The organism is Mucilaginibacter straminoryzae, from assembly GCF_022953055.1.
Taxonomy (GTDB): domain Bacteria; phylum Bacteroidota; class Bacteroidia; order Sphingobacteriales; family Sphingobacteriaceae; genus Mucilaginibacter; species Mucilaginibacter straminoryzae.
In genome coordinates this window covers 283,979-306,565 of the sequence record NZ_JALJEJ010000004.1, presented here as the reverse complement: position 1 = coordinate 306,565, position 22,587 = coordinate 283,979, and the positions used below count along the sequence as shown (strand labels likewise).

At 45.0% G+C, this 22,587-nt stretch carries 19 protein-coding genes; 5 read left to right on the top strand and 14 right to left on the bottom strand.

All coding sequences use genetic code 11. The features are described 5' to 3' along the window. Nucleotides 1-35: 35 nt before the first annotated feature. From MUY27_RS10880 to MUY27_RS10860, 6 genes are read right to left on the bottom strand one after another with little or no spacing between them, the layout of a single operon-like run. On the bottom strand, nucleotides 36-602 hold the full coding sequence (locus MUY27_RS10880) for an L-threonylcarbamoyladenylate synthase (protein WP_245130051.1): 567 nt from the start codon (nucleotides 600-602) through the stop codon (nucleotides 36-38). Continuing rightward, on the bottom strand, nucleotides 595-1,716 hold the full coding sequence (locus tag MUY27_RS10875; RefSeq protein ID WP_245130050.1) for a glycosyltransferase family 4 protein: 1,122 nt from the start codon (nucleotides 1,714-1,716) through the stop codon (nucleotides 595-597). The genes MUY27_RS10880 and MUY27_RS10875 overlap by 8 nt, the downstream gene beginning before the upstream one ends. Nucleotides 1,717-1,752: 36 nt before the next feature. Beyond that, nucleotides 1,753-2,019 carry a four helix bundle protein gene (locus MUY27_RS20710; RefSeq protein WP_420846905.1) on the bottom strand — a complete coding sequence of 89 codons (267 nt, stop codon included), beginning with the start codon at nucleotides 2,017-2,019 and terminating at the stop codon, nucleotides 1,753-1,755. Next, complete coding sequence (locus MUY27_RS10870; protein WP_245130049.1) at nucleotides 1,976-2,122, bottom strand: hypothetical protein; 147 nt, start codon at nucleotides 2,120-2,122, stop codon at nucleotides 1,976-1,978. Before MUY27_RS10870 ends, MUY27_RS20710 begins: the two co-directional genes overlap by 44 nt. A 33-nt stretch (nucleotides 2,123-2,155) precedes the next feature. Further along, nucleotides 2,156-2,974, bottom strand: coding sequence for a 2,3,4,5-tetrahydropyridine-2,6-dicarboxylate N-succinyltransferase (locus tag MUY27_RS10865; protein WP_245130048.1), 819 nt, complete (start codon nucleotides 2,972-2,974; stop codon nucleotides 2,156-2,158). A 53-nt stretch (nucleotides 2,975-3,027) separates the two neighbouring features. Then, nucleotides 3,028-3,483, bottom strand: coding sequence for a hypothetical protein (locus MUY27_RS10860; protein WP_245130047.1), 456 nt, complete (start codon nucleotides 3,481-3,483; stop codon nucleotides 3,028-3,030). Nucleotides 3,484-3,563: 80 nt separating this feature from the next. Here MUY27_RS10860 and MUY27_RS10855 point away from each other — a divergent pair, with 80 nt between their 5' ends. Continuing rightward, a complete protein-coding gene (locus tag MUY27_RS10855) occupies nucleotides 3,564-3,977 on the top strand; it encodes an RNA-binding S4 domain-containing protein (RefSeq protein WP_245130046.1) in 414 nt (137 codons plus the stop codon). A gap of 90 nt (nucleotides 3,978-4,067) precedes the next feature. Here MUY27_RS10855 and MUY27_RS10850 read toward each other — a convergent pair whose 3' ends face one another. Both MUY27_RS10850 and MUY27_RS10845 read right to left on the bottom strand, forming a co-directional pair. Continuing rightward, on the bottom strand, nucleotides 4,068-5,693 hold the full coding sequence (locus MUY27_RS10850) for an ArnT family glycosyltransferase (protein ID WP_245130045.1): 1,626 nt from the start codon (nucleotides 5,691-5,693) through the stop codon (nucleotides 4,068-4,070). Nucleotides 5,694-5,701: 8 nt separating this feature from the next. Further along, nucleotides 5,702-6,208: a GNAT family N-acetyltransferase gene (locus tag MUY27_RS10845; RefSeq protein ID WP_245130044.1), complete on the bottom strand. Its 507-nt coding sequence runs from the start codon at nucleotides 6,206-6,208 to the stop codon at nucleotides 5,702-5,704. An 82-nt stretch (nucleotides 6,209-6,290) separates the two neighbouring features. Between MUY27_RS10845 and MUY27_RS10840 the strand changes: the two genes are divergently transcribed. Both MUY27_RS10840 and MUY27_RS10835 read left to right on the top strand, forming a co-directional pair. Further along, nucleotides 6,291-7,313 (top strand): hypothetical protein, encoded by a 1,023-nt coding sequence (locus MUY27_RS10840; protein WP_245130043.1) that lies wholly within the window; start codon nucleotides 6,291-6,293, stop codon nucleotides 7,311-7,313. Between the two features lie 28 nt (nucleotides 7,314-7,341). Beyond that, entirely contained in the window at nucleotides 7,342-7,836 is a 495-nt protein-coding gene (locus MUY27_RS10835) for a GNAT family N-acetyltransferase (protein ID WP_245130042.1), read from the top strand. Nucleotides 7,837-7,883: 47 nt separating this feature from the next. On the opposite strand, the gene MUY27_RS10830 is transcribed toward MUY27_RS10835, so the two are convergent. The 3 genes from MUY27_RS10830 to MUY27_RS10820 form a co-directional block, all read right to left on the bottom strand. Further along, nucleotides 7,884-8,678, bottom strand: coding sequence for an SDR family NAD(P)-dependent oxidoreductase (locus MUY27_RS10830; protein WP_245130041.1), 795 nt, complete (start codon nucleotides 8,676-8,678; stop codon nucleotides 7,884-7,886). A gap of 360 nt (nucleotides 8,679-9,038) precedes the next feature. After that, complete coding sequence (dnaE, locus tag MUY27_RS10825; protein ID WP_245130040.1) at nucleotides 9,039-12,623, bottom strand: DNA polymerase III subunit alpha; 3,585 nt, start codon at nucleotides 12,621-12,623, stop codon at nucleotides 9,039-9,041. Nucleotides 12,624-13,005: 382 nt separating this feature from the next. Further along, entirely contained in the window at nucleotides 13,006-13,329 is a 324-nt protein-coding gene (locus tag MUY27_RS10820) for a GIY-YIG nuclease family protein (RefSeq protein WP_245130039.1), read from the bottom strand. A gap of 176 nt (nucleotides 13,330-13,505) precedes the next feature. Between MUY27_RS10820 and MUY27_RS10815 the strand changes: the two genes are divergently transcribed. Both MUY27_RS10815 and tamL read left to right on the top strand, forming a co-directional pair. Next, entirely contained in the window at nucleotides 13,506-18,656 is a 5,151-nt protein-coding gene (locus MUY27_RS10815; RefSeq protein ID WP_245130038.1) for a translocation/assembly module TamB domain-containing protein, read from the top strand. 4 nt (nucleotides 18,657-18,660) lie between these two features. Beyond that, a complete protein-coding gene (gene tamL, locus MUY27_RS10810; RefSeq protein WP_245130037.1) occupies nucleotides 18,661-20,880 on the top strand; it encodes a translocation and assembly module lipoprotein TamL in 2,220 nt (739 codons plus the stop codon). A 52-nt stretch (nucleotides 20,881-20,932) separates the two neighbouring features. On the opposite strand, the gene MUY27_RS10805 is transcribed toward tamL, so the two are convergent. The 3 genes from MUY27_RS10805 to MUY27_RS10795 are packed head-to-tail and all read right to left on the bottom strand — an operon-like array spanning nucleotide 20,933 to nucleotide 22,577. Continuing rightward, nucleotides 20,933-21,574, bottom strand: a complete 642-nt coding sequence (locus MUY27_RS10805) for a hypothetical protein (RefSeq protein WP_245130036.1) — start codon at nucleotides 21,572-21,574, stop codon at nucleotides 20,933-20,935. A 2-nt stretch (nucleotides 21,575-21,576) separates the two neighbouring features. Beyond that, a complete protein-coding gene (locus MUY27_RS10800; RefSeq protein ID WP_245130035.1) occupies nucleotides 21,577-22,242 on the bottom strand; it encodes a hypothetical protein in 666 nt (221 codons plus the stop codon). Next, nucleotides 22,239-22,577 carry a PadR family transcriptional regulator gene (locus tag MUY27_RS10795; protein WP_245130034.1) on the bottom strand — a complete coding sequence of 113 codons (339 nt, stop codon included), beginning with the start codon at nucleotides 22,575-22,577 and terminating at the stop codon, nucleotides 22,239-22,241. The genes MUY27_RS10800 and MUY27_RS10795 overlap by 4 nt, the downstream gene beginning before the upstream one ends. Nucleotides 22,578-22,587 lie beyond the last annotated feature (10 nt).

Below are 22,587 nucleotides of genomic sequence, written 5' to 3'. Positions count from 1 at the left end.
TTTACGGATAATGATTCAGGTATAGGAAACCTAAATCAACGCCGGATAAATTCGAACTTTCCGGAAGGCTCCAGGCGCATGATAGTCGACGGTTTTTTAGGCGTGGTATTGTTTTGTTCCAGGTCAACCACGTAATCCACGCCCTCTAAAATCTCCGGCGAAATCTCGGCAAACGTTTGCGGCGTAGGCTGCCCGCTGATATTAGCCGATGTAGAAACCAGGGGTTTGCGTAAACGTTGGATCAGCTGTTCACAGAAGGCATTTTTCACCACCCTTATGCCCACGCTACCGTCCGCGGCGATTACAGCAGGTGAGATATTCTTTGCCCCCGGCATGATCAGCGTCAATGGGTTTTCAGCGTATTCGATCAGGTCGAAAGCAATCTCTGGCACTTCCCGTATATAGCTTTCTAATTTATTGACTGTTTCAATCAGCACGATCATGCTTTTGGCCTCATCGCGCTGTTTCAAACTAAATATTTTCTTTATAGCTTCGGTGTTTGTTGCGTCGCAGCCGATACCCCATACCGTGTCGGTAGGGTAAAGGATAATACCGCCTTCTTGTATCACTTTAAGCGCTTTGGCAACTTCTTCTTTAAGCATGTCTGGTAATCTGTTGATAAAGGGAAATATATTGTTTAGCCAGTAAATCAGGGGCAAAGTTAGCGGAAAAACTTAATCCCCGGCTAATCATGCTGTTGGCAAGCTTTTCATCAGCCAATATGCGGTTAACGGCAACGGCTAAAGCCCGGTGGTCATCCGGATTTACATATAAGCTATCCGGACCGCCTGCTTCTTCCAGGCAGGAACCTGTTGCGGCTACTACGGGCACACCGGAACTCAAAGCTTCTAAAATGGGGATACCAAAACCCTCGTAACGCGAAGGATAAATAAAGCACTTAGCCAGGTGATAGATCGCAGGCAAATCTTCAAAAGGTACCTGGTGCAGGAACAGAATGCGATCAGTTAAATTTAACTCCCTTATCTGTTTTTTGATCAGTTCCAGATAGCCGGTTGGCTTGCCTACCACCACCAGTTTAATTTCAGGGATAAAAGGCAAGGCTTCGATCAGTAGCTGAAGGTTTTTCCGGGTTTCGATAGTGCCCACGTTAAGCAGGTACTGATCGGGTAATTGATATTTTAACCGCACCTCATTCAACCGAGCGTCATCCGGGCGTTTTTTGAAAGCCTCATCGCATCCCTGGTAAATTACGCTTATCTTGTCAAGAGGAACGTTCAGCAACTCATTGAGATCGCCTTTGGTTTGTTCGCTCATGGCTACAATGGCATTGGCAGCTTTACAGGCGTATTTCAGCTTTGCTTTGTAGATGAGGCGATCTACCGCTTTAAAGTACTGTGGATATTTTAATACGATGAGATCGTGAATGGTAACGACAGATTTGATACCGCTTTTTTTAATTCCAAACGGTAATTCGTGGCTTAAACCGTGGTAAAGGTCTATGCGGTCGCGTTTTAAGTCGCTTAGGATATACCGGGTTCGCCAGGCGGGTTTGAAAAGCGAAGCGTTAGGCAGCCGGGTTATTACGTTAATACGGGTTTCAGCAGGAAAGGTAATAGCTTTACTTTGCTTCGGGGTATAAAGAAAGTAATCATTATCCGGGAAGTATTCGACAAGGCTATGGATGAGCCAGCGGCTGTAGTTGCCCAGGCCGGTACGATTTAGAAAAGCACGTTTTGCATCAAAGCCAATGTTCATCAAATACTTTGGTTATTGAGTTAATAAGTTATTTAGTTATTGGTGTTCCTTTGCCTTTTTTAGATAGCTGATATATCCGTTCAATAACTTCAGACATTGCTCGTACTGTAACTTTAATTGTGCTAATTCTGTATCGCTAATATAATTGCAATCCACGGCACAAATTAAATGATCGAGGGTCTCACGAAGAGACCCTCGGGCAGTTCGGCAGAACTGTATATTTTCCTGATAATGAAACCTTCCAAAGCCCTCTGCAATATTAGCTGTAATGCTTCTGGAAGAACGGATTAACTGATCTGTCAATCGGTACTTTTCTTCGGTGGTAAAATTTAGAGGCAGTTAAGTAAACGTTATTTCTGAATAAGCGTGCTACTTTCCATACTTCTAACTCCTCAAAAGAATTCATTAATAACCAATAACTTATTAACCAGTAACCAGCTTATACCGCAACATTATTGTCTCTTAACGCATCGTTAAGGGAGGTTTTTTTGTCGGTTGATTCTTTACGTTTACCGATGATAAGCGCACAAGGCACCTGGTATTCACCGGCAGCAAATTTCTTAGTATATGAACCAGGGATCACTACCGAACGTGCAGGTACAACGCCTTTGTATTCAACAGGCTCCGGTCCGGTTACGTCGATGATTTTCGTAGAAGCAGTTAATACCACATTGGCACCTAAAACGGCTTCATGCTCTACTTTTACCCCTTCTACCACGATGGCGCGAGAACCCAGGAAGCAATTATCCTCAATAATTACAGGTGCTGCTTGTACCGGCTCTAACACACCGCCGATGCCAACACCGCCGCTCAAGTGACAGTTTTTACCCACTTGCGCGCATGAACCTACCGTAGCCCAGGTATCCACCATGGTACCTTCGTCTACATAAGCGCCTATGTTCACGTAAGACGGCATCATGATCACGCCTTTGGCCAGGTATGCGCCGTAACGGGCAATACCATGCGGAACAACACGAACGCCGGCTTTCTTGTAATCGGTTTTCAGTTTCATCTTGTCATGAAATACGAAAGGACCAACCTTGATCTCCTCCATTTTCATGATCGGGAAATACAGGATCACCGCTTTCTTGATCCAGTCGTTTACGTGCCAGCGGCCCGCAATACATTCTGCAACGCGCATTTCGCCACGGTCAAGACGTTCTATAATGGTTTCAATGGCATTAATATAATCGCTTTCGCTTAAAAGGGAGCGGTCTTCCCAAGCTTCTTCAATTAATTGTTTGATTTGGGTATACATGATCTAAATTTTGGCAAAGTAAATACTTTTTAGGCAGAAACACTACCTGATAATTAACGGCCTGCGCCGCCAACTAAAAACAGTTGTAAGATAAATAACAAAAACGCCACCAGCAGCGGGCCTGCAATACTGCGCGGATAGTAATCCTTCTCTGGAAAGTACTTCCGGTAAAAGTAAAATATCAGCACAAGTGCGCCTATGAGGTTAGCAGCCAGCATAATACCTAACAAAGTGGTAGCATTTTGTGGTGTTACCTTCTGAAAATCAACTACCGATGGCAGATAGCTTTTTAAAAGCAGATTTTCTAAAAGATAGTAAGCAAACGAAAAAAGTAAAACTATCCAGGCCGGGGTTTTATAACCGCTCCAGCGGAGGTTGAGCATCATCATAATACCCCCGAAAATGGGTGTGAATATTAAACTGAACCAAAATATCGCCCGGCGGGAGTAGATCTCTACGTAATTATCTTCCTGCTGGTTATTATAGTCCTCTTGATCCTGAAATTCCATGCCTCAAATATAATTTAAAACAACACTTGATGTTTCGCGATTTATTTAACCATTTTGTAATTTGTTGTTAGTTAAAAACCATGCCTGAAAAAGAAAAGCTACGTATAGATAAATATTTGTGGGCTATCCGCATTTTTAAAACCCGTACCATGGCTACAGAAGCCTGCAAAGCCGGTCGTGTGAAGTTAGACGGGCAGAACATAAAGGCTGCGCACGAGGTGAAAGTAGGAGAGGTGTATCATATATCTAAAGGGATTGAACGTAAGGTAGTTAAAGTAACCGGCTTGTTGGAAAACCGAACCGATGCCAAAACTGCGGTACTGTTTTATGAAGACCAGACACCGGTAGAACAACGGCCGGGTTTTCAATCCATGTTTCATTCGCCACTACTCCGCCGCGACCGCGGTGCCGGCCGGCCAACTAAACGCGACCGCCGTGAAATAGACGATCTGCAGGAAGGCTTTTTCTCTAAAGAGGAGGAAGATGATGAGTAAGATTTAAATTATTAGTCATTGAACATTAGTCATTGCTTGCAGGGTTTACTAGAATTAATTAATGACGAATGATCAATGACCAGTGCCTGATTACTTCCCAAACGGCGGTTTGCCTTCTAACTGCCGGTAAACCGGAAACTCCGGATGGGGCTGCTTGCTGATGTGGAAGTTTTTGCAATAATACACCTGCAGGTGCAGTTCGTCCCGTCCGTTACGGTGGATGATTACATCGGGCAGTTGTTGTACATTATCAAAAAACGGTGCTACGTTAACCGGGATACTTGCCTGGTGTTCCTGTCCGAAAATAACGGCATCACTGCCGGTTAACATACGCGGATCTACCAGGAAAGCCAGGTTGCGTGGGTCTTCATCAAAAACGATGATCGGTTTTTTGCCTTTAAGCGCCCAGTCTACTTTACCGGTTAACCACCAGCGCGTGCTTCCGGTAAAAACTTTAGGATTATTCATCCAGCCCTTTTGTTCAAAAAGCGTTTCTATGTCGTTATAATCCTGTCCCTGCATGGTAGGGTCGCTCTTCCCACCAAATTGTTGAACGATCCATTTTGGCCCATATGCCTGCCAGAAACCGGTAATCTGGTGAAGGTTGACCGCAAAAACAATAATAACGGTAAACCAGGTGGTGAAAGAAACCCATCGGCGCGTACGGTTATATGCTGAATTTGCATGGTTACTTAACGCAGTATCAATGGCAAACCCCAGAGGCATAAACAGCATCATGTAGCCTGGCGCCTGCCAGTGAAAGTGATATTGCAAATCGCTCCAGAGGGTTACCGTAGTGAAGAAAATGATCGTCAGAACGGACGTCCACATTAAGAAGCTGAACTCTTTGGACTGGTTCCGCAGCTTGATGCTTTTAATCAGTTGGCCCATTACCGGTACCCATATCCATGGTAACAGCCAAATGGCCTGCCCTAAAATGCTGCGTAAAAACCATTCTGGGTGAAGTGAAAAATGTCCCTTATTTCCGGCCCTTGATCCCTGGAATACAAAAGATACCCAGTGGTTGTTATAGTTCCACCAAAGAACCGGGAAAGACATGGCCAGGGAAATTACCACGGCGATATAGGGGCCGGGATGTGTAAGCCAATGTCGCTGATCTTTATTGGTGATGATGAATAGAAATACCCCTACGAAAAGAAACAGCACGTGGTATTTGCTAAGGATATCCAGCCCCATGCTGACACCGATTAACAACCACATCAGGTATACTTGGCTGCTGCTGCGGTTTGCAATTGAGCCATCGGCTTTTTTGTTGAAAAGTAGCTGAACAATAAAATACGTACTTAACAACCAGAAAAACATCAGCGGCGCGTCCGGCTGGAACCAGCAGGCAATAGGTATAGTGAACACGGCGCTAAGGTTCATGATCAAAACTGCCCAAAACCCTGCACGGGAGTTGAACATTAGCCGGGTAACCAGGAACAGTAGCCAACTGGTACCTGCAAATAACAGTACGGACGGAAAGCGCAACCCTAATGTAGTCAGTCCAAGCAGTTTAATACTGATACCGCCCAGCCAGAAAAAAAGTGGCGGTTGGTCAAAATAGCTCAAGTCCAGTTTAAGCGCACCACGGAAATAGTAAGATTCGCCAATACCTAAACCGGTATAGGCTGCAACCAGTAAGCGCAATACAAAGGTGACGGCAATAAGTAAAAGAGTGTAAGTACGCGCGTTACTGTCGTTTATTTTTTTCATAATCACAATTAATGATGCAGGCGTTTTTCGTAACAGAGAAACTTTAACCCCGGGCGGAAGCCCAAGCCTATTTCGCCCGATAATATATATCCCAGTTTAGGGAACAAGGCTTGTGTTGCTTTATTCTGCGTGTTGGTATCTACACGTAAAACGCTGATGCCTTTTTCTACGGCAACCGCTTCTGCTTGCTGCATCAGTGCTTTAGCAACACCTTTGCCCTGCGCGTCCGGATCGACGGCGAGCCTATGCGTCACGATAGCCGGTTCGGTAATGTCCCAGCCTACCTGTTGATATTCGGGTTCCTGGTCTGTGGTAATGGCAGAAACGCCTACAATTTCTCCGTCCAGTTCTGCTACCCATAGATGCCCGGCTTCGATGTCATTTTCAAAAACCTGGCTGTTTGGATAGCTATTGTCCCATTGATAATTACCTTGTGCGTTCATCAGCGGAACAACCTTGGCAATAACCTTTAAAATAGGTGTAATATCAGCGGTGGTAGCGAGTCTGATTAACATCGGGTATTAAATAGCGAACAAATATCGCATTTGTATGCTATTATTCATCTTTTACCCATAACTTACCTCAAAAAAGTACTTTATGCCGACGTTATCACTATCCCCACGCTTTTACAGGAATGCGTTATACCTGACGGGTTTAGGTGCCGGGATTTTAGTCTTCGGATTGTTTATACTGTATAGGCTACCGGTAACCAAGCAAAATATGATGGCCGATGCTTTGCTGGCAGATATGGTGATCAGCTTTCCCCTGGCTTACTACCTGTTGATGATTAAGCCCTTTAAGCTCAGGAAAACAGGTGTGCTATTGGTGATTAGCATTTGTTGTTTAATGGCATGGTTGATATTGCCACCCCGGCAACAAAGCTACATAGTTCAACTCCGGCATTTGATCAGTCTAGTCGAGCTTGGTTTTGTTGTTTATGCTATAGCAAAGATCAGGCGGATAAGGGCGATTTATCAATCGAAGCAAGCCTTATTCCCGGATTCCGCCTATCATCTGCAGGAAAGTATGGTTGAAGTATTGGGCCATTTAAGACCGGTGAAGCTGCTTGCCGCAGAACTTGCTGTTTTGCGTTACAGTATTTTTGCTATGCGACGGGAGAGAAAATCGCAAGTGCGCTATTTGTCTTTCAGCGTTTATAAAGAATCAGGATACATCGGTTTATTTTCGGTTATACTTTTTGTAGCTATCATTGAAATGGTTGGGTTGCACCTGTTGTTAATGCAGCATCATCCGGTAATTGCTTTGTGGGTAAGTCTTCTAAGTGGTTATAGCCTGTTTTTAATGGTAGCAGATATTTCTGCCGTGGTGAAAAGACCAGTCATGATATTGGAAGATCAATTAATGCTTCGTATTGGTATTCGCTGGCGTGCGGTAACAGGTATTGAAAATGTACAGGAAATACAAATAGTGAATAGTGATATGATTACTGACGAAAACTGTTTAAGAGGGGGATTGATAAAAAGCAGTATCAACTTATCCGTTACATTTAAAGAACCCGTGCAAGTAGATAAGCTTTATGGCAAAAGCAGGTATTATCATCGTATTTTAACTACGGTGGACGATCCTACAGGAATAATTGATAAGATCAAAGGCGTATAATTTTGTTAAATAACCGATAAATCTCAACTTGGAAAGTTCAATTACCACCAACCGGCTGAAGTTAAACCTTATAACTTTTGACGACCACCGCTTTATGCGTCAACTGGTAAATACCCCCGGATGGCTAAAGTTTATTGGTGACAGAAATGTACATTCAGACCAGGATGCGATTGCTTATGTAGACAAGATCATAAGCACGGCTGATCTGTATTATTGGGTGATCCGTTTATTGGATGATGCTAAGCCGATTGGGATTATCTCCTTTATCAAGCGGGAATACCTTGATCATCCGGACATCGGGTTTGCCCTAATACCCGAATATTCAGGCCAAGGGTACGCTTTTGAAGCAGTGTCGGCGGTGTTAGATATGGTTAAAGCGGATGGAAATAAAATCATCCTCGCTACCGTGATGCCGGAAAACGGAAAATCTATTGCCTTACTTAACAGGCTGGGGTTAAGCTTTCAGGAAGAGAAAGAGCTGGGCCACGGTAAAATTCACATATATACCAATCAACCGGGTTAAAATATTTTATTCCCGGCCGACTGGTATTTAAGTATTTAAAGCACTAATTAAAAAGCCCCTTTTAACAAGCCGCCTTCTGCGCGGATAGCCGCGCCGTTAGTGGCGGAAGCCAGCGGACTGCTTAAATAAGTTACGGTGTTAGCAATTTCTTCAACTGTTAAGAAGCGTTGAATCAATGAAGTCGGCCGCATGTGTTTGAAAAAGTCCTGCTCTACCGCTTCGACCGTTTTATTCTGGTCTTTCGCCAGGTTTTCGATAAAGCCGCCCACACCTTCAGACATGGTTGGGCCCGGCAGTACGGTATTTACTGTTACATCTGTCCCTTTAGTTAACTCGGCGAGGCCACGTGCTACGGCAATCTGTGCAGTCTTGGTCATGCCGTAATGGATCATTTCTTCAGGGATCTGTATCGCCGACTCGCTGGAGATAAAAATAATTCGTCCCCAGTTCTTTTGCAGCATCTTGTCGAAGTAAGCACGGGATAACCTGATGCCGCTCAGTACGTTCAGTTCGTAAAAGCGCAGCCAGTCTTCATCGCTGATATCTTTAAAGGCTTTGGGCTCGAAAATAGCCACGTTGTTGATCAGGATGTCCACATCGGGCAGTTGTTGTATTAGGCCGTCTATTTGCTCTTTTACCGCAAAGTCTACCGGGATGCCCTTTACATTGCTATTCCCGGTATCGGCTTTTATTTCTTCTACGGCTTTATCCACACGTTGCTGGGTGCGGCCGGTAATAATTACGCTTGCGCCTTCTTTAGCCAGTTGTTTTGCAATAGCATAGCCAATGCCGGCGGTTGAACCGCTGATGAGCGCGGTTTTGTTTTTCAGTTGCAGGTCCATGTTTTTGTCTTAAATTTCTACAAACATAAGGGCTATCGCGATCGATCGTTTCATTACCTGTAAAACATGGATTAGGGCTGACAATCAGCGGGAACGCGTGTATTGCCAGGAATCAAGATTTACCGGAAGACCTCGACTAAAAACTGTCATTCTTCTCCGCAGACTGGCGGATCAGAATCTTCTTCGATTTGTATATTAATGAAGATTCCTCGTTACTCTCGGAATCACAATATTGGTAACACTTTTGCGAGATAATGCCATCGGACGCGCGTGACAAATAAACTATTACAATTTTCCGTCATTGCGATTCGCCAACAGCGTGCGAAGCCCGCTCTACTCTCTTCTCTTGCCGCCAATCCTCTACGCCAGCGCAGGCATCGCATTAGTCAATGTTTGGATTTCTTCCAGCAGATCATCACTTGGGTTAACGCGGATGGATTTTGACGGCATTTGCACTAGGTAACCTTCATCATCTTTCACCAAGAACTTCAGCTGACAATTTCGGGCGGGATATTTTTCGCTGTTCTTTTTAAACGCTTCATCCAGGCCCTGCAGCAACTGCTCGTTCAGGTGATGCAGGTCGATGTGCACTGTCAATGATTTGGTCAATTTGTCGCGTAGTTCGGAGAGGAGCGAAATGGCTGTAATCCGCAGATCCCAGTTGTCTTTCTGGCGGAACTTCTCTTCAATATTACCCCGTATCTGCACAAAAAAGCCTTCACCTAATAGGTTGCGGAATTTGATATAATCGTCACCGAATAAAGCGAACTCGTACGACTCGTTGTAGTCTTCTAACACAAACGTGCCGAAAGGCCGACCAGTCTTGGTGGTTTTGTGCTGTACATTGCTCATCAAGCCGCCCACACATAATTCTCCCTTCTTGCGTAGGTTGGCAAAAGCAGCGGCAGTATCATCGCCACCCTCGCCAGAGCGTGCTTTTTGCATCAGCTTCAAATCACTTACCGAACTATTACAAAAACGGCTGATCTCGAACTTATAATTATCCAACGGGTGACCAGTCAGGTAAATACCAATCACATCCTTCTCGTATTTCAGTTTCTCTATCAACGCCCATTCCTCGCACTCGGGCATAGCAGGTTCGGGGATAGCAGCAGAGACACCGGCGGAACCAAACAGCGACACCTGTGAGCTGCTTTCGTTATTCTGATAATCGTTCGCAAATTTGATCAGGCGTTCAATACCGTTTAGTACACCATTCTCTGTTTTGGCAAAGAATTGCGCACGCTTTAAACCCATGCTATCAAAAGCACCGGCATAGATGAGGTTTTCGTATGATTTTTTGTTTACGGCACGGACATTAGAACGCTTTGCAAAATCAAAAACCGAAGTATACGGGCCATTGGCATTACGTTCTTCAATGATGCTTTCTACCGCCTTTTCGCCTACACCTTTCACGCCTGATAAGCCAAAACGGATACTGCCCTTGCCGTTAGGTGTAAAAGCCATCACGCTTTCGTTTACGTCCGGGCCAAGCACTTCAATACCCATGCGGCGGCATTCGTCCATAAAGAACGAAATCTTGTCGATGCTGTTCTGGTTGTTCAATACCGAAGCCATGTACTCGCCAGGGTAGTGGGCTTTCAGGTAAGCCGTTTGATAAGCCACAAAAGCGTAACAGGTAGAATGCGATTTATTGAAGGCGTATTGCGCGAAAGCTTTCCAGTCGTTCCACACCTTGGTCAATACGTCTTTCGGGTGACCTTTCGCCATGGCGCCCTCCATAAACTGGGCTTCCATTTTGTTCAGTACCTCTATCTGCTTTTTACCCATGGCCTTACGCAGCACGTCGGCATCGCCTTTACTAAACCCTGCCAGTTTTTGCGATAGAAGCATCACCTGTTCCTGGTAAACAGTAATACCATAGGTTTCGCCAAGGTATTCTTCCATGTCCGGAAGGTCATAGGTAACAGGTTCCAGACCGTGCTTACGCTTGATGAAGTTGGGGATGTACTCTATCGGGCCCGGGCGGTAAAGGGCGTTCATGGCAATCAGATCCTCAAACCTGTCCGGCTTTAGGTCGCGCAGGTACATTTGCATACCATCACTTTCAAACTGGAATGTACCGTTGGTATCGCCGCGTTGGTAAAGCTCGTATGTTTTCTGGTCATTCAGCGGAATGTAATCAATATCGATTTCCACTCCGTGGTTCTTTTTGATCATGTTCAGGGCGCCCTTAATAATGGTTAGGGTTTTTAAACCCAAAAAGTCCATCTTGATTACGCCCGCGTCCTCAATCACACGGCCGTCGTACTGGGTTACTAACAGGTCAGAGTCCTTTGCGGTGGCGACGGGTACAATATTCGTCAGGTCGTCCGGTGCGATAATGATTCCCGCAGCGTGTACACCGGTATTGCGGACAGAGCCTTCCAGCTTTTCTGCCTCACGAAGTACTATGCCTTTGATATCATTGCTTTTGTAGATGTCCTGTAGTTCGGGTACGTCTGCAATAGCCTGTTTCAAGGTAATACCAAGCGTTTCTGGTACCAGCTTTTTCAGGGCGTTTACATCCGAAAGCGGCATATCCAATACCCGGCCCACGTCCTGGATACTGGTACGGGCCGCCATAGAACCATAGGTGATGATCTGCGCCACCTGGTTCTTGCCGTATTTATCTACCACATAGTCGATCACCTTCTGCCGACCTTCATCGTCAAAGTCCGTATCAATATCGGGCATCGACTTACGGTCGGGGTTCAGGAACCTTTCGAACAGCAAGTTGTATTTAATTGGGTCGATATTGGTGATGCCGATACAGTAGGCCACTGCCGAACCCGCCGCCGATCCACGGCCCGGCCCGATGAATACCCCGATATCACGGCCAGCCTTGATAAAGTCGGCCACGATGAGGAAGTAACCCGCAAAACCCATGGTTTTGATGGTGAACAGCTCAAAGTTCAGGCGTTCCTCTACATCCGGGCTAATTTCCTTGTAGCGTTCCTTGGCACCGGTAAAAGTAAGGTGCTTCAGGTATTCCCACTGGTTCAGGTTGTCAGCCTCGGCACCGGTGTGGATCTTGAATTCCGGAGGGATGGGGAAGTTGGGCAGCATAATATCACGCTTCAGCTTCAGTACATCTACCTTGTCTACGATCTCATTGGTATTATCAAGCGATTCCGGAATATCGTGGAACAGCTTGCCCATTTCAGCCTGGGTTTTAAAGTAGAACTGATCGTTAGGGAAACCGAAGCGGAAACCCTTACCACCTTCCTCATCGGTAGCGATAGGGGTGCTCTGCATATCGCCGGTGTTCACGCATAGTAAAATGTCGTGGGCGTTGGCATCCTGCTGATCCACATAGTGCGAATCGTTAGAGCAGATCACCTTAACGTTATGCTTTTTAGCGAAACGCAGCAATACTTCGTTGATCTTTAACTGCTCCGGGATATCGTGGCGCTGCAGCTCGACGTAATAATCTTCGCCGAAAAGATCTAGCCACCATTTAAACTCTTCTTCGGCTTCGGCCTCGCTTTTTCTTAAAATAGCTTGTGGTACAGATGCACCGATACAACAGCTGGTAGCGATCAGGCCCTTATGATATTTCAGGATCAGTTCCTTATCAATACGCGGCCATTTACTGTACAGCCCCTCCATGTAACCCAGCGAACAAAGCTTAATGAGGTTACGGTAACCTTCGGCATTCTTGGCCAGGAACAGCTGGTGATGACGGACGTCTTTTTTCTCTTTGGTGAACTGCTTTTTATGGCGGTCTTCCACCACGTAAAACTCGCAGCCGACGATAGGTTTTACGTTATGCTTACCGGCCTCGGCCACAAACTTAAACACTCCAAACATATTACCGTGGTCGGTAATAGCCAGGGCCTTCATACCATCGGCTGCTGCTTTTTTATACAGCTTGCTGATATCGGCGGCGCCATCGAGCAAAGAAAACTGGGTGTGTACGTGTAAGTGCGAGAAATCCGGCATAACTAATCCTTTACGAGAGTTACAAATTTAGTAAAAATGTAAGTGGCGTTGCGTTTAAGAAAGGTCAGTATTTTTAAACAATCTGAATTGGACTTGTTTTAAGGTTGTCATGCTGAACGCATAAAGAATTTGTAATCAAGCTAACTGATAGATCCTTCGCATAGCTCAGGATGACATCTTGAATTTAAGAAAAAATAATCAAATTGTGTTATCCTGAAAGATGTAAAGAATCTATTTTTTAGGCCAAGACTAATGCAAAAGAACACCTGGCAGATTCTTCATTTCAATCAGAACGGCGCAGGAGTTCTAGGAATTATTCCCAACTAAGTTTGTCATTCTGAACGCAGTGAAGAATCTGTATTTAAGCTAACTGGTGGATAATCTATCCACATTGTTCAATTGGAGGCCATTCTGAGAAATCTTGATTTAAAAATTTCCATTCTGGATTAGATCGTGCAATTAAATCGTCTTTCTTATCGCGTTTCCATCCTTTGATTTCTTTCTCACGTTCGATTGCGTGAGTAATAAACTGATGCCTTTCAAACCATACCAGATAGAAGCACTTGTACTTTTTTGTAAAATTCTCTCTTTTATCTAATCCAAAATAGTGCTCGTATAGTCGTCTAGGTAGATCGTTTGTGACACCGGTATACAATACGGTCCTGTTATAATTAGTAAGGATATATGTGAAAAAGTTGTATTGCATCTTGCAATATATTAAACAATGAAAAATCTTTTACGTCTTCTTTCCAAGAGTGACTTAAATAGTTTAAGAACATTTACGCCCGCCCAGCATCAATTACCTCGTTACAAAACAACTTTTGCATACTATTTGTAATATTACCGTAACATCACACTTCCACCTTTTGAATATACATTAACTTGGAACGATTCGGACGTATTGCTATAAAAACCCTGCTTTGGATTATTGCGAGTGTTATTTTCTTGGTATTGCTTGTATTTATTTTGATACAGGTACCTGCCGTACAAAACTTCGCAAAAGATAAAGCCGTAAATTATTTACAGGGAAAAATCCATACCAAAGTAGCCATTGGTCATATCACCCTGGGGCTGCCCAAACTGCTGGTGCTCGAGGATGTTTACTTCGAAGACCAGAAACGCGATACCCTTATTGCGGGCGAGCAGTTAAAAGTGGATATCAGCATGCTGAAACTGCTGGACCATAAGCTGGAGATCAACGAAATTAACCTGAAAGGCATTACTGCCAACGTTTACCGCGACCGCGATAGCGTGTTTAACTTCGATTATATCATCAAGGCGTTTACTGGCGAACAAAAGAAAGAACCCAAACCAGAGGATACTACTTCTACCATGAAGTTCTCGCTGGATAAGGTGATTCTGGACCGGATCAATATCAAGTATAACGACTTAACTACCGGTAACAACGTACGTTTCCTGCTAGGCCATTTTGATACCCGGGTAAAAAAGTTCGACTTGGATAAAATGGCATTTGCCATTCCGAAGATTACCTTAAATGATGTAAACGCCACCATTATCCAAACGCCTACAGGCTCTGCAATTGCGCAGGCGGCTACCATCGATACCACTACCCGCCCGATGAATCTTAGCCTTGACCTGGGTACGATCGATGTTAACCGGATCAAGGTGAACTACCATACGCAGGAAATGAAATCAAACGTCGACTTGGGGAAATTTATGGTAGAGTTTGATAAGCTGGACCTGAAGAAACAACAGATCGTGATCAACAACGTCCAGTTGAACGATACCAAGGCAGCCCTTGCATTAGCTAAACCTCAAACAGTGGCTAAGGCGGTAGAAAAGACCGCTAAAAAAGTAGATACACTGATGAAGCCTGCTGCATCTACCAAACCATGGTCGGTCGCAGTAAATAAGATCAGCCTTGCGAATGATAACATCAAGTTTGATAACAATGCACAAAACCCGTTAAAGCGTGGGTTGGACTATGCGCATATGGATATCCGCAACCTGAACACGGATATTGAAAACCTGCGTTACACCGGCGATAGTACATCAGGCCGTATCAATAACTTTACCTTTACAGACAAGAGCGGCCTTGCTTTAAAAGAGTTTCATACCTCGTTCTTCTACGGGCCTAAGAATGCTTACCTTAACGATCTTTACCTGGAAACGCCGAATACCGTATTGCAAAAACAGGTGCAGGTGGCTTATCCTTCTATCGAGAGTATCAGTAAAGATATCAGCAAACTAACCATCAATGCCAATTTGGATGGCAGCCGGTTGGGGTTGAAAGATGTATTACTGGTGATGCCGACAATGGCCTCGATGGAGCCTTTCCGCCATTACCCTAATTCGTATTTTCGCATAGACGGCCGCATGACCGGCCAGGTAAATAACATGCGGATACAAGGACTGGAAATTCGCGGCCTTTCCAATACACGCATCCTGGCCTCGGCGACGCTCCGCGGATTGCCTGATGTAAATAAAGCCTACTTTGATGTAAACATCGGCGACTTCAATACCACGCGCAGCGATATTTTAAAATTGGTTCCGGCCGGAACCATTCCTAACACCGTAACCATCCCTGAAAGCATGGATCTTAAGGGCACGTTAAAGGGGAGTATGCGCGATTTAACCGCGCGGATGAATCTGCGGACAAACCTTGGGGCGGCAGATATTCACGGCAGGGTGCGTAACGCTACAGACATGAAGCGTATTGCTTACAATGCAAACGTTAAAGTGAACAACCTGAATGTGGGCGTACTTACCAAACAGCCGCAGATGGTAGGGCGCGTCACGATGGATGCAACGGTTGACGGTTACGGCGCCGATCCGAAAACGTTAAACGTAAAGTTTAATACCCGCGTAGCGAGTGCTTATGTAAAGGGTTATACGTACCGGAACTTGATAGCACGGGGCAGCGCAGCCAACGGCAATTATACGGCTATCGCGACTATGAAAGATCCGAACATCAGCTTCAAGCTGGATGCGAAGGCTTCCATGAATAAAAAATACCCTTCGGTTAAAGCTAACCTGGATATTGATAGCATCAATCTAAAGAACCTGCATTTTACACAGGACGAAATGCGTTTCCATGGCAGGTTGATCGCTGATGTACCTACTGCAGACCCTGACTATCTAAATGCAAAGGTGTTCTTGAACGATATGGTGCTGGTGAACAAAGGACAGCGAATCAAGATGGACAGCATCAGTCTCATCTCAACAGCTAACGCCGACAGTAGCGCCCTTCGCTTAAAGACACCGATGTTCAGTGCGCACATGGGAGGTAAGTACAAGCTTACCGAGGTAGCTACCGCACTACAGGATCAGATTGATAAATACTACAATACCAGCCTTGCTACGGGGAAGGTGAAACCTAAATATTCGCCGCAACAGTTCAGCTTTGATATCCACCTGGTGCAAACGCCGCTGCTGAAACAGTTCGCGCCGGACCTGAAGCAACTCGATCCGGTATTGATCACCGGAAGTTTCAACAGTACCAGCGGGCAGATACTGGTTAATGGCTCTATTCCGAAAGTGGTATATGGTACCAATAGTATCAACAATGCCAGGCTGAATATCAACACAGGGAATAACGCATTGAATTACAGCTTTACGGTAGACCAGATCAAAGCGGGGCAATCGCTTAATTTGCTATACACCAGCCTTACCGGTAACGCGCAGAACAATAAACTTAACCTGAGCCTGCAGGTGAGGGACGCGGCGAAGAAGGAACGCTTCCGGGTGGCAGGTATCTTCAGTGTGATGAATGGCGGCTACCAGTTCAGCTTCCTGCAAAATGGCTTATTGCTTGATTATGCGGCCTGGGCCGTAAACCCGAACAACGCGTTGCAATACGGCAAGAACGGGATACTGGCGCGCGACTTTACCATCTCTAACGCCAACCAGATCCTGAGTGTAAACAGCAACCCGCAACAGGCTAATGCACCGATTACCGTGGCTTTTACGAATTTCAGGATAGAGACCCTCACCCGCATGGCACAGCAAGATACCGCGCTCGCTGCAGGTGTGATTAATGGTAACGCAGTGCTAACTAACCTGCAAAAGACGCCTACATTTACTTCAAACCTCAACATCAGCGATTTCAGTTTCCGGGGAGATACTGTAGGAAATATTGCGCTTAAAGTAAATAACCAGACTGCTAATGCCTATGCTGCTAATGTGGCGATTACAGGCAGGGGTAACCAGGTAAATTTAGAAGGGATTTATTACACCACGCCCGAAAGCAGGTTTGATATGACGCTCAACATCGTCACGCTGAATATGAAGAGCATTGAGGGCTTTACCTATGGAGGGATCAGAGAGTCGACTGGTAATATCACCGGCCAGTTAAAGGTAACAGGCACCATGGATGCACCGGCCGTTAGGGGGGATGTGCGTTTTAACCAGGTTGGGTTTAACGTATCCATGCTGAACTCGTACTTCCGGATGCCGAATGAAAGTATTGCCTTTACTAATGATGGCATCCACTTTAATGATTTTTCGCTGATAGATTCCACAGGAAACAAAGCGGTGATTACCGGCGCGGTTTACACCACAGATTACCGGAATTACAAATTCGGAATGGACATCAACGCCAAAAACTTCAGAGCTATCAATTCAACCCGTGCAAATAACAAACTCTATTACGGTAAGCTTTATATCGATACCCGCATCCGCATTCGTGGTGATATGGTGAAACCAATTGTAGATGGCAGCTTATCTGTTAATGATAATACAGACCTGACCATTGTGCTGCCGACGGCCGACCCAAGTGTGGAAGATCGAAAGGGGGTAGTAGAATTTATTGATCAGGATGCACCGAAAGCAGATTCTATCTTGCTGGCCAGGCAACTGGATTCTTTACGCAAGTCTGAAGTGACCGGCATGGATGTGAACATGACCTTAAACATCAACAAGAACGCGAATTTCAATATTGTGATTGATGAGCGTAACGGCGATGTGGTACACATTAAAGGTGGCGCAAGTTTACAGGCAGGTATCGATCCAAGCGGAAAGATCAACCTGACGGGTACTTATACGGTTACAGAGGGTTCGTACACACTATCTTATGCTACCGTTACGCGTAAATTTAATTTCAAGCCGGGTAGTACCATTACCTGGACAGGCGACCCGACAAGTGCTAACATCAACCTTACTGCGGTATATGTGGCTAATGTGCCGCCGATCGATTTGGTTAATAATCAAACTGCAGGGCCTGACGCACAGAACGTGATGCTGAAGCAAAAGCTGCCGTTCAATGTTAACCTAAGCCTAACCAATCAGTTGATGACGCCACAGATTGGGTTTGATATCGTACTGCCAGATAGCAACTACACAGTTTCACCCACTGTGATCTCTACTGTAAATACACGGTTGGCGCAGATACGCCAGGACCCGAACGAGATGAATAAACAGGTACTGGGCGTGCTGGTATTGGGCCACTTCATCGGCGATAATCCTTTACAAAGTCAAGGTGGCAATGCCGGAGTAGAAGGTGCTGTAAGGAACAGTGTAAGCAGCCTGTTATCCGATCAGTTGAACAAACTGGCTGGCGACCTGATCGCGGGAGTGAACCTCAGCTTTGACCTGACATCCGGCGCAGACTACTCAACAGGCACGGAACAGAACCGTACGGATCTGAACGTGGGGCTTTCCAAGCAATTCCTGAATGACCGGCTGACGGTTACCGTTGGTAATAACTTCAACCTGGAAGGGCAGAACCAGCCGGGGCAGAAGTCGACCAATATTGCCGGTAACATCAACGTGAATTACAAGCTGAGTAAAGATGGTAGGTACATGCTCCGAGCTTATCGCCGCGACCAGTACATCGTGCTGCAGGGGCAAGTGATTGAAACCGGTGTGGGCTTTACACTAAGCGTGGAGTATAACCGCTTTAAGCAGATCTTCTCTAAAACTACTAAGCGCGAGCGTGAATTGCACCGTCAGTACAAAAAAGAAGAAAAACAGGAGAAAAAAGAACAGAAACAGGCGGAAGATATGAAACAACCTGCCGACGATAAAATTAAAGCCGGTGACCATACGGAAGAAGATGCCCACTCAGGAAACTAAACCTATGACCAATAAGTATAAATATTTACTACTACTTTCAGTTTTTATAAGTGCTTGCAGCAATACCAAATACTTGCCCAAAGGAGAGAAGTTATATACCGGCGGCCAGGTAAATGTTGTAGATAAAGATTTAAGTAAAAGCGATAAGAAAGCCCTAAAGGCCGACCTGGAAGGCTTACTGCGCCCAAAACCTAACGGCAGTTTCCTGGGCTTGCGCCCGAAGTTGTACCTCTGGAATATCACCCAAACCAACAAGACCAAAGGTTTCAGGCATTGGCTGCACGAGAAGGGCGAACCCCCGGTTTTAGTGAGCGCGGTTGATGTGAACAAAAACAGTGCAATTCTAACTAACCGTTTACAGAATGTCAGCTACTTTCAGGCGGTTGTAACTGGCGACACCGTTAGCAAAGGCCGTACAGCCAAAGCGGTATATACCGCCACCACCGGGCCGGGCTATAAAATAAGGAGGGTTCTTTTCCCCGACGGCAAGGATAACCTGGATACTGCTGTTGCCGGTACCGCAAAAGAAAGTTTGCTGAAAGTGGGAGATAAGTACAACCTGGATGTAATCAAAAATGAGCGTATTCGGATTGACGCCCGTTTGAAGGAAAAGGGCTTTTATTATTTCGCACCCGAAGACCTGATCATGCGGATAGACAGTACGGTTCAAGGCCATCAGGTAGATGTTTTTGTGAAGGTGAAGGATGCAACGCCTAATAAAGCACGAAGGATCTATACCATCAATGATATCTACGTTTACCCCAACTATAGTTTACGAGATACTTCGCTGAAGCTGGATTCTGCCGTTCAATACCGTTGGTACAAGGTTATCGATCCAAGGCATACCATCCGGCCGTTTGCCTTTAAAAATACGGTGCTACTGCATCCGGGAGAAGTATACAATCGTACAGATCACAATAAATCGCTCAACCGTTTTATTGAACTTGGGCCGTATAAATTTGTAAAGAACCGGTTTGAGGATGTATCTGCGGATTCGCCCAAGCTGAACGTCTTTTACCAACTGACACCTTACGCCCGCAAGGCGCTGCAGTTTGAAACGCTTTTCCGTACCACTTCTGCAAACTACAACGGTACGCAGGTAAATATCAACTGGCGGCATCGCAATGCTTTTAAGGGGGCAGAATTGTTAACGGTTACTGCTTTTGCCAGTACAGACGGGCAGATTGCAGCAGGCAATGGTGGTTACGCACTGAACCAGATCGGCGGACAGCTAACCATTTCATGGCCGCGGTTTATCAGTCCATGGAACTTCAAGTCGGACAATGCTTTCATTCCGCACACCAACTTAACTGCTGGATATTCTATCGTTAACCGCTCGCAGTTATATAACCTGAATAGCTACAACGCATCATGGTTCTACAACTGGAAGCAAAACCAGCACCGAAGCCACGAACTACACCTGATTGATTTCACCTTAGTAAATCCCGCAAGAGTTACTAAACTCTACCGCGATAGTATTGATAGTACCGGTAACCCAACGTTAAGGCACGTGATCGACCGCCAGTTTACCATTGGCCCAAGTTATCGTTATACTTATGATAATACCACGGAAGATTATCGGACCAACTCCTTTTTCTATAGCGGCCGGGTAAGTTTATCAACGGGCTTGGCAGGTTTGATCAATAATGTCGATCAGTACGTGAAACTGGAGAATGAGATCCGTTTCTTCCACAAAACCGGGCCGAACAGTGTTATTGCCGCTCGTGTACTCGCAGGCGTGGGCGTACCCATGGCAGGCACTTACATATTGCCTTACAGCCAGCAATTCTTTATTGGGGGGGCAAACAGTTTAAGAGGTTTCAGGGCCAGGGCAGTCGGGCCAGGTGTCATTGATCCAAAGAAGTTTGTGAAAAACAATGCTGATTTCATTCCCGACGCATCTGGTGATATTAAACTGGAGGCTAACGTAGAATACCGACCAAAGCTGTTCAGCATTGTGCGCGGTGCGCTGTTTGTAGATGCCGGTAACGTTTGGAATTATCATTCCCAGCCAAACCTGGAAGAGGGTACGTTCAGCAAGAATTTCCTGAGCCAGCTTGCCGTTGATGCGGGCTTTGGTTTGCGTTTCGATGCATCCATCCTGGTGCTGCGTACAGATTTTGGCTTCCCATTAGTGAAGCCTTGGATGCCGGCAGGTGAGCGTTACAAAATGCCGAAACTGAAAGATGGCGTATTTAACCTGGCGATAGGTTATCCGTTCTAATACAAAGTTATTTGGTTAAAATTCAAGCCTCGCAACAGCGGGGCTTTTTGATTTATGCCACTTTAATTTTAACTTCTTCGCGATATAGTTTGATAAAGCTAAGGGTATAGGTAATAAAGAATACAGTGAGGATGGCTAATATTGCTGCATGCGATTGCATAAAGATCTTGTAATTAAAAAGCCGCGGGATAAAGTTAAGGACGTTGAAAACTGAAATGCTAATAAAGTTTACCTGTACAAGGAGAGCGGTTTTAATAGACAACTTCGAGCGTCTTTTTATTGTCTGGAAGCAAAGCAGCATCATTGGGCTGAATGAAAATAAGAGCATCGCCAGCACAAATGCCTTCCTATTGATGTAAGTATCTACCATTAAATAAGAAGCCACCGCGAGCACCAGTGTAAAGCCAATCAAAGGCAATCTAAAGTGTTGTTTAAAATATTCCCATTGTTTGCTGTTAAGTGCCTTAAACGCCATCTTTGCCCGCTCTTGTTCCATCGCTCTCAGGTTGCTTTTACCTCCAAAATCCTGGTCAAGCACGTGTTGAACCATGGTTTCTAACGGTTCATAAGCTTCTGGTTGTAGTTCTATCGCACTCACGACATGGTCTACCACTTCATCAAGTGTTTCCTGGTATTTCACATATTTACCAATGGTTTTTTTGCACTGGTTAATCTGATCGGCTGTGAGTATCATAACTATAGGATTTTGTGGTTTAGCTGGTAATCTTGCTTAAATGCCTGATAGTATGAAAGAATAAATATGGGTATCAGTACGTAAACATAACCGATAAGAATAATACCAAGCACGCTATTTGAATGAGTGGTGTGTATGCGAGTTCCAAGTGCACCAAAAAATGCACCCATCGGGCGACCCGGGAAATTCAGTATCTCTGATACTGCTTTATGATAAAGGGATTGTTTTTTGCCTTCGTTTAAATAGCCCGCTTTGAAGGGGCGATAGAAATGATCGCCTACGATGATGATGAAATATGCTGAAAAAATACTCAACATGACTGGCATATTGATAATATCAAGCTTAAAATAGCAGGTTAAAATAAGACACACTAACGTTAGAAAGGCACCGGTGATACGTGCGTTTTTTAAAAATAGCGCTTTAAACTGGTTCCAGACATCTTCTTTTGCAGCTGATTGATAACTCTTCTCAAGATCTTTGAACTTGTTTGAACCGCCAAAATCAGACTTTATAATATAGTTTACTGTATCTTGAAATGAAAGGTCGCCCTGGTACTGTTCGGCAGCGGAAAGAATATGGTCGTAAACCTCATTCAGCGTTTCACGGTAAGTAAATACCTCGTCAAGGTAGTGATACAAATTCTGTTTTTGTTCTGCGGTGATATTCATTTTACAGACGGTTTAAGGTTCAAAAGCAGATTGAGCTGGTCGATAAAATTGCTTGCCTCAGTAACTTTATTAGTTACTTCCTGCCCGCCTTCTTCTGTTAAACGGTAATATTTTCTTAACCGGTTATCTACTACTTCGGTATAGGTCTCTAACAAGCCTTCGGCTTCCAGTTTATGCAAGGCAGGGTATAAGGCGCCTTCAGTCAAAATAAGTTCACCCCGGGTTATTTCTTTTACTTTCTGGGTAATTTCATAGCCGTACATGTGCTTGTTATCCTGCAAAAGTTTAAGGATGATGGTTTGTAAAGTTCCTTTTAACAACTGGTTGCTGCTCATAATAACAAAT

What these genes read in the sequence shown, in the direction of transcription:
- MUY27_RS10850 (WP_245130045.1), bottom strand. Translation starts at nt 5,693, where the DNA reads ATGAAAAAAATAAACGACAGTAACGCGCGTACTTACACTCTTTTACTT.
- MUY27_RS10830 (WP_245130041.1), bottom strand. Translation starts at nt 8,678, where the DNA reads ATGGACCTGCAACTGAAAAACAAAACCGCGCTCATCAGCGGTTCAACC.
- dnaE (WP_245130040.1), bottom strand. Translation starts at nt 12,623, where the DNA reads ATGCCGGATTTCTCGCACTTACACGTACACACCCAGTTTTCTTTGCTC.
- MUY27_RS10860 (WP_245130047.1), bottom strand. Translation starts at nt 3,483, where the DNA reads ATGGAATTTCAGGATCAAGAGGACTATAATAACCAGCAGGAAGATAAT.
- tamL (WP_245130037.1), top strand. Translation starts at nt 18,661, where the DNA reads ATGACCAATAAGTATAAATATTTACTACTACTTTCAGTTTTTATAAGT.
- MUY27_RS10875 (WP_245130050.1), bottom strand. Translation starts at nt 1,716, where the DNA reads ATGAACATTGGCTTTGATGCAAAACGTGCTTTTCTAAATCGTACCGGC.
- MUY27_RS10800 (WP_245130035.1), bottom strand. Translation starts at nt 22,242, where the DNA reads ATGAATATCACCGCAGAACAAAAACAGAATTTGTATCACTACCTTGAC.
- MUY27_RS10865 (WP_245130048.1), bottom strand. Translation starts at nt 2,974, where the DNA reads ATGTATACCCAAATCAAACAATTAATTGAAGAAGCTTGGGAAGACCGC.
- MUY27_RS10820 (WP_245130039.1), bottom strand. Translation starts at nt 13,329, where the DNA reads ATGCAATACAACTTTTTCACATATATCCTTACTAATTATAACAGGACC.
- MUY27_RS10840 (WP_245130043.1), top strand. Translation starts at nt 6,291, where the DNA reads ATGCCGACGTTATCACTATCCCCACGCTTTTACAGGAATGCGTTATAC.
- MUY27_RS10795 (WP_245130034.1), bottom strand. Translation starts at nt 22,577, where the DNA reads ATGAGCAGCAACCAGTTGTTAAAAGGAACTTTACAAACCATCATCCTT.
- MUY27_RS10845 (WP_245130044.1), bottom strand. Translation starts at nt 6,208, where the DNA reads ATGTTAATCAGACTCGCTACCACCGCTGATATTACACCTATTTTAAAG.
- MUY27_RS10870 (WP_245130049.1), bottom strand. Translation starts at nt 2,122, where the DNA reads ATGAATTCTTTTGAGGAGTTAGAAGTATGGAAAGTAGCACGCTTATTC.
- MUY27_RS10880 (WP_245130051.1), bottom strand. Translation starts at nt 602, where the DNA reads ATGCTTAAAGAAGAAGTTGCCAAAGCGCTTAAAGTGATACAAGAAGGC.
- MUY27_RS10805 (WP_245130036.1), bottom strand. Translation starts at nt 21,574, where the DNA reads ATGATACTCACAGCCGATCAGATTAACCAGTGCAAAAAAACCATTGGT.
- MUY27_RS10855 (WP_245130046.1), top strand. Translation starts at nt 3,564, where the DNA reads ATGCCTGAAAAAGAAAAGCTACGTATAGATAAATATTTGTGGGCTATC.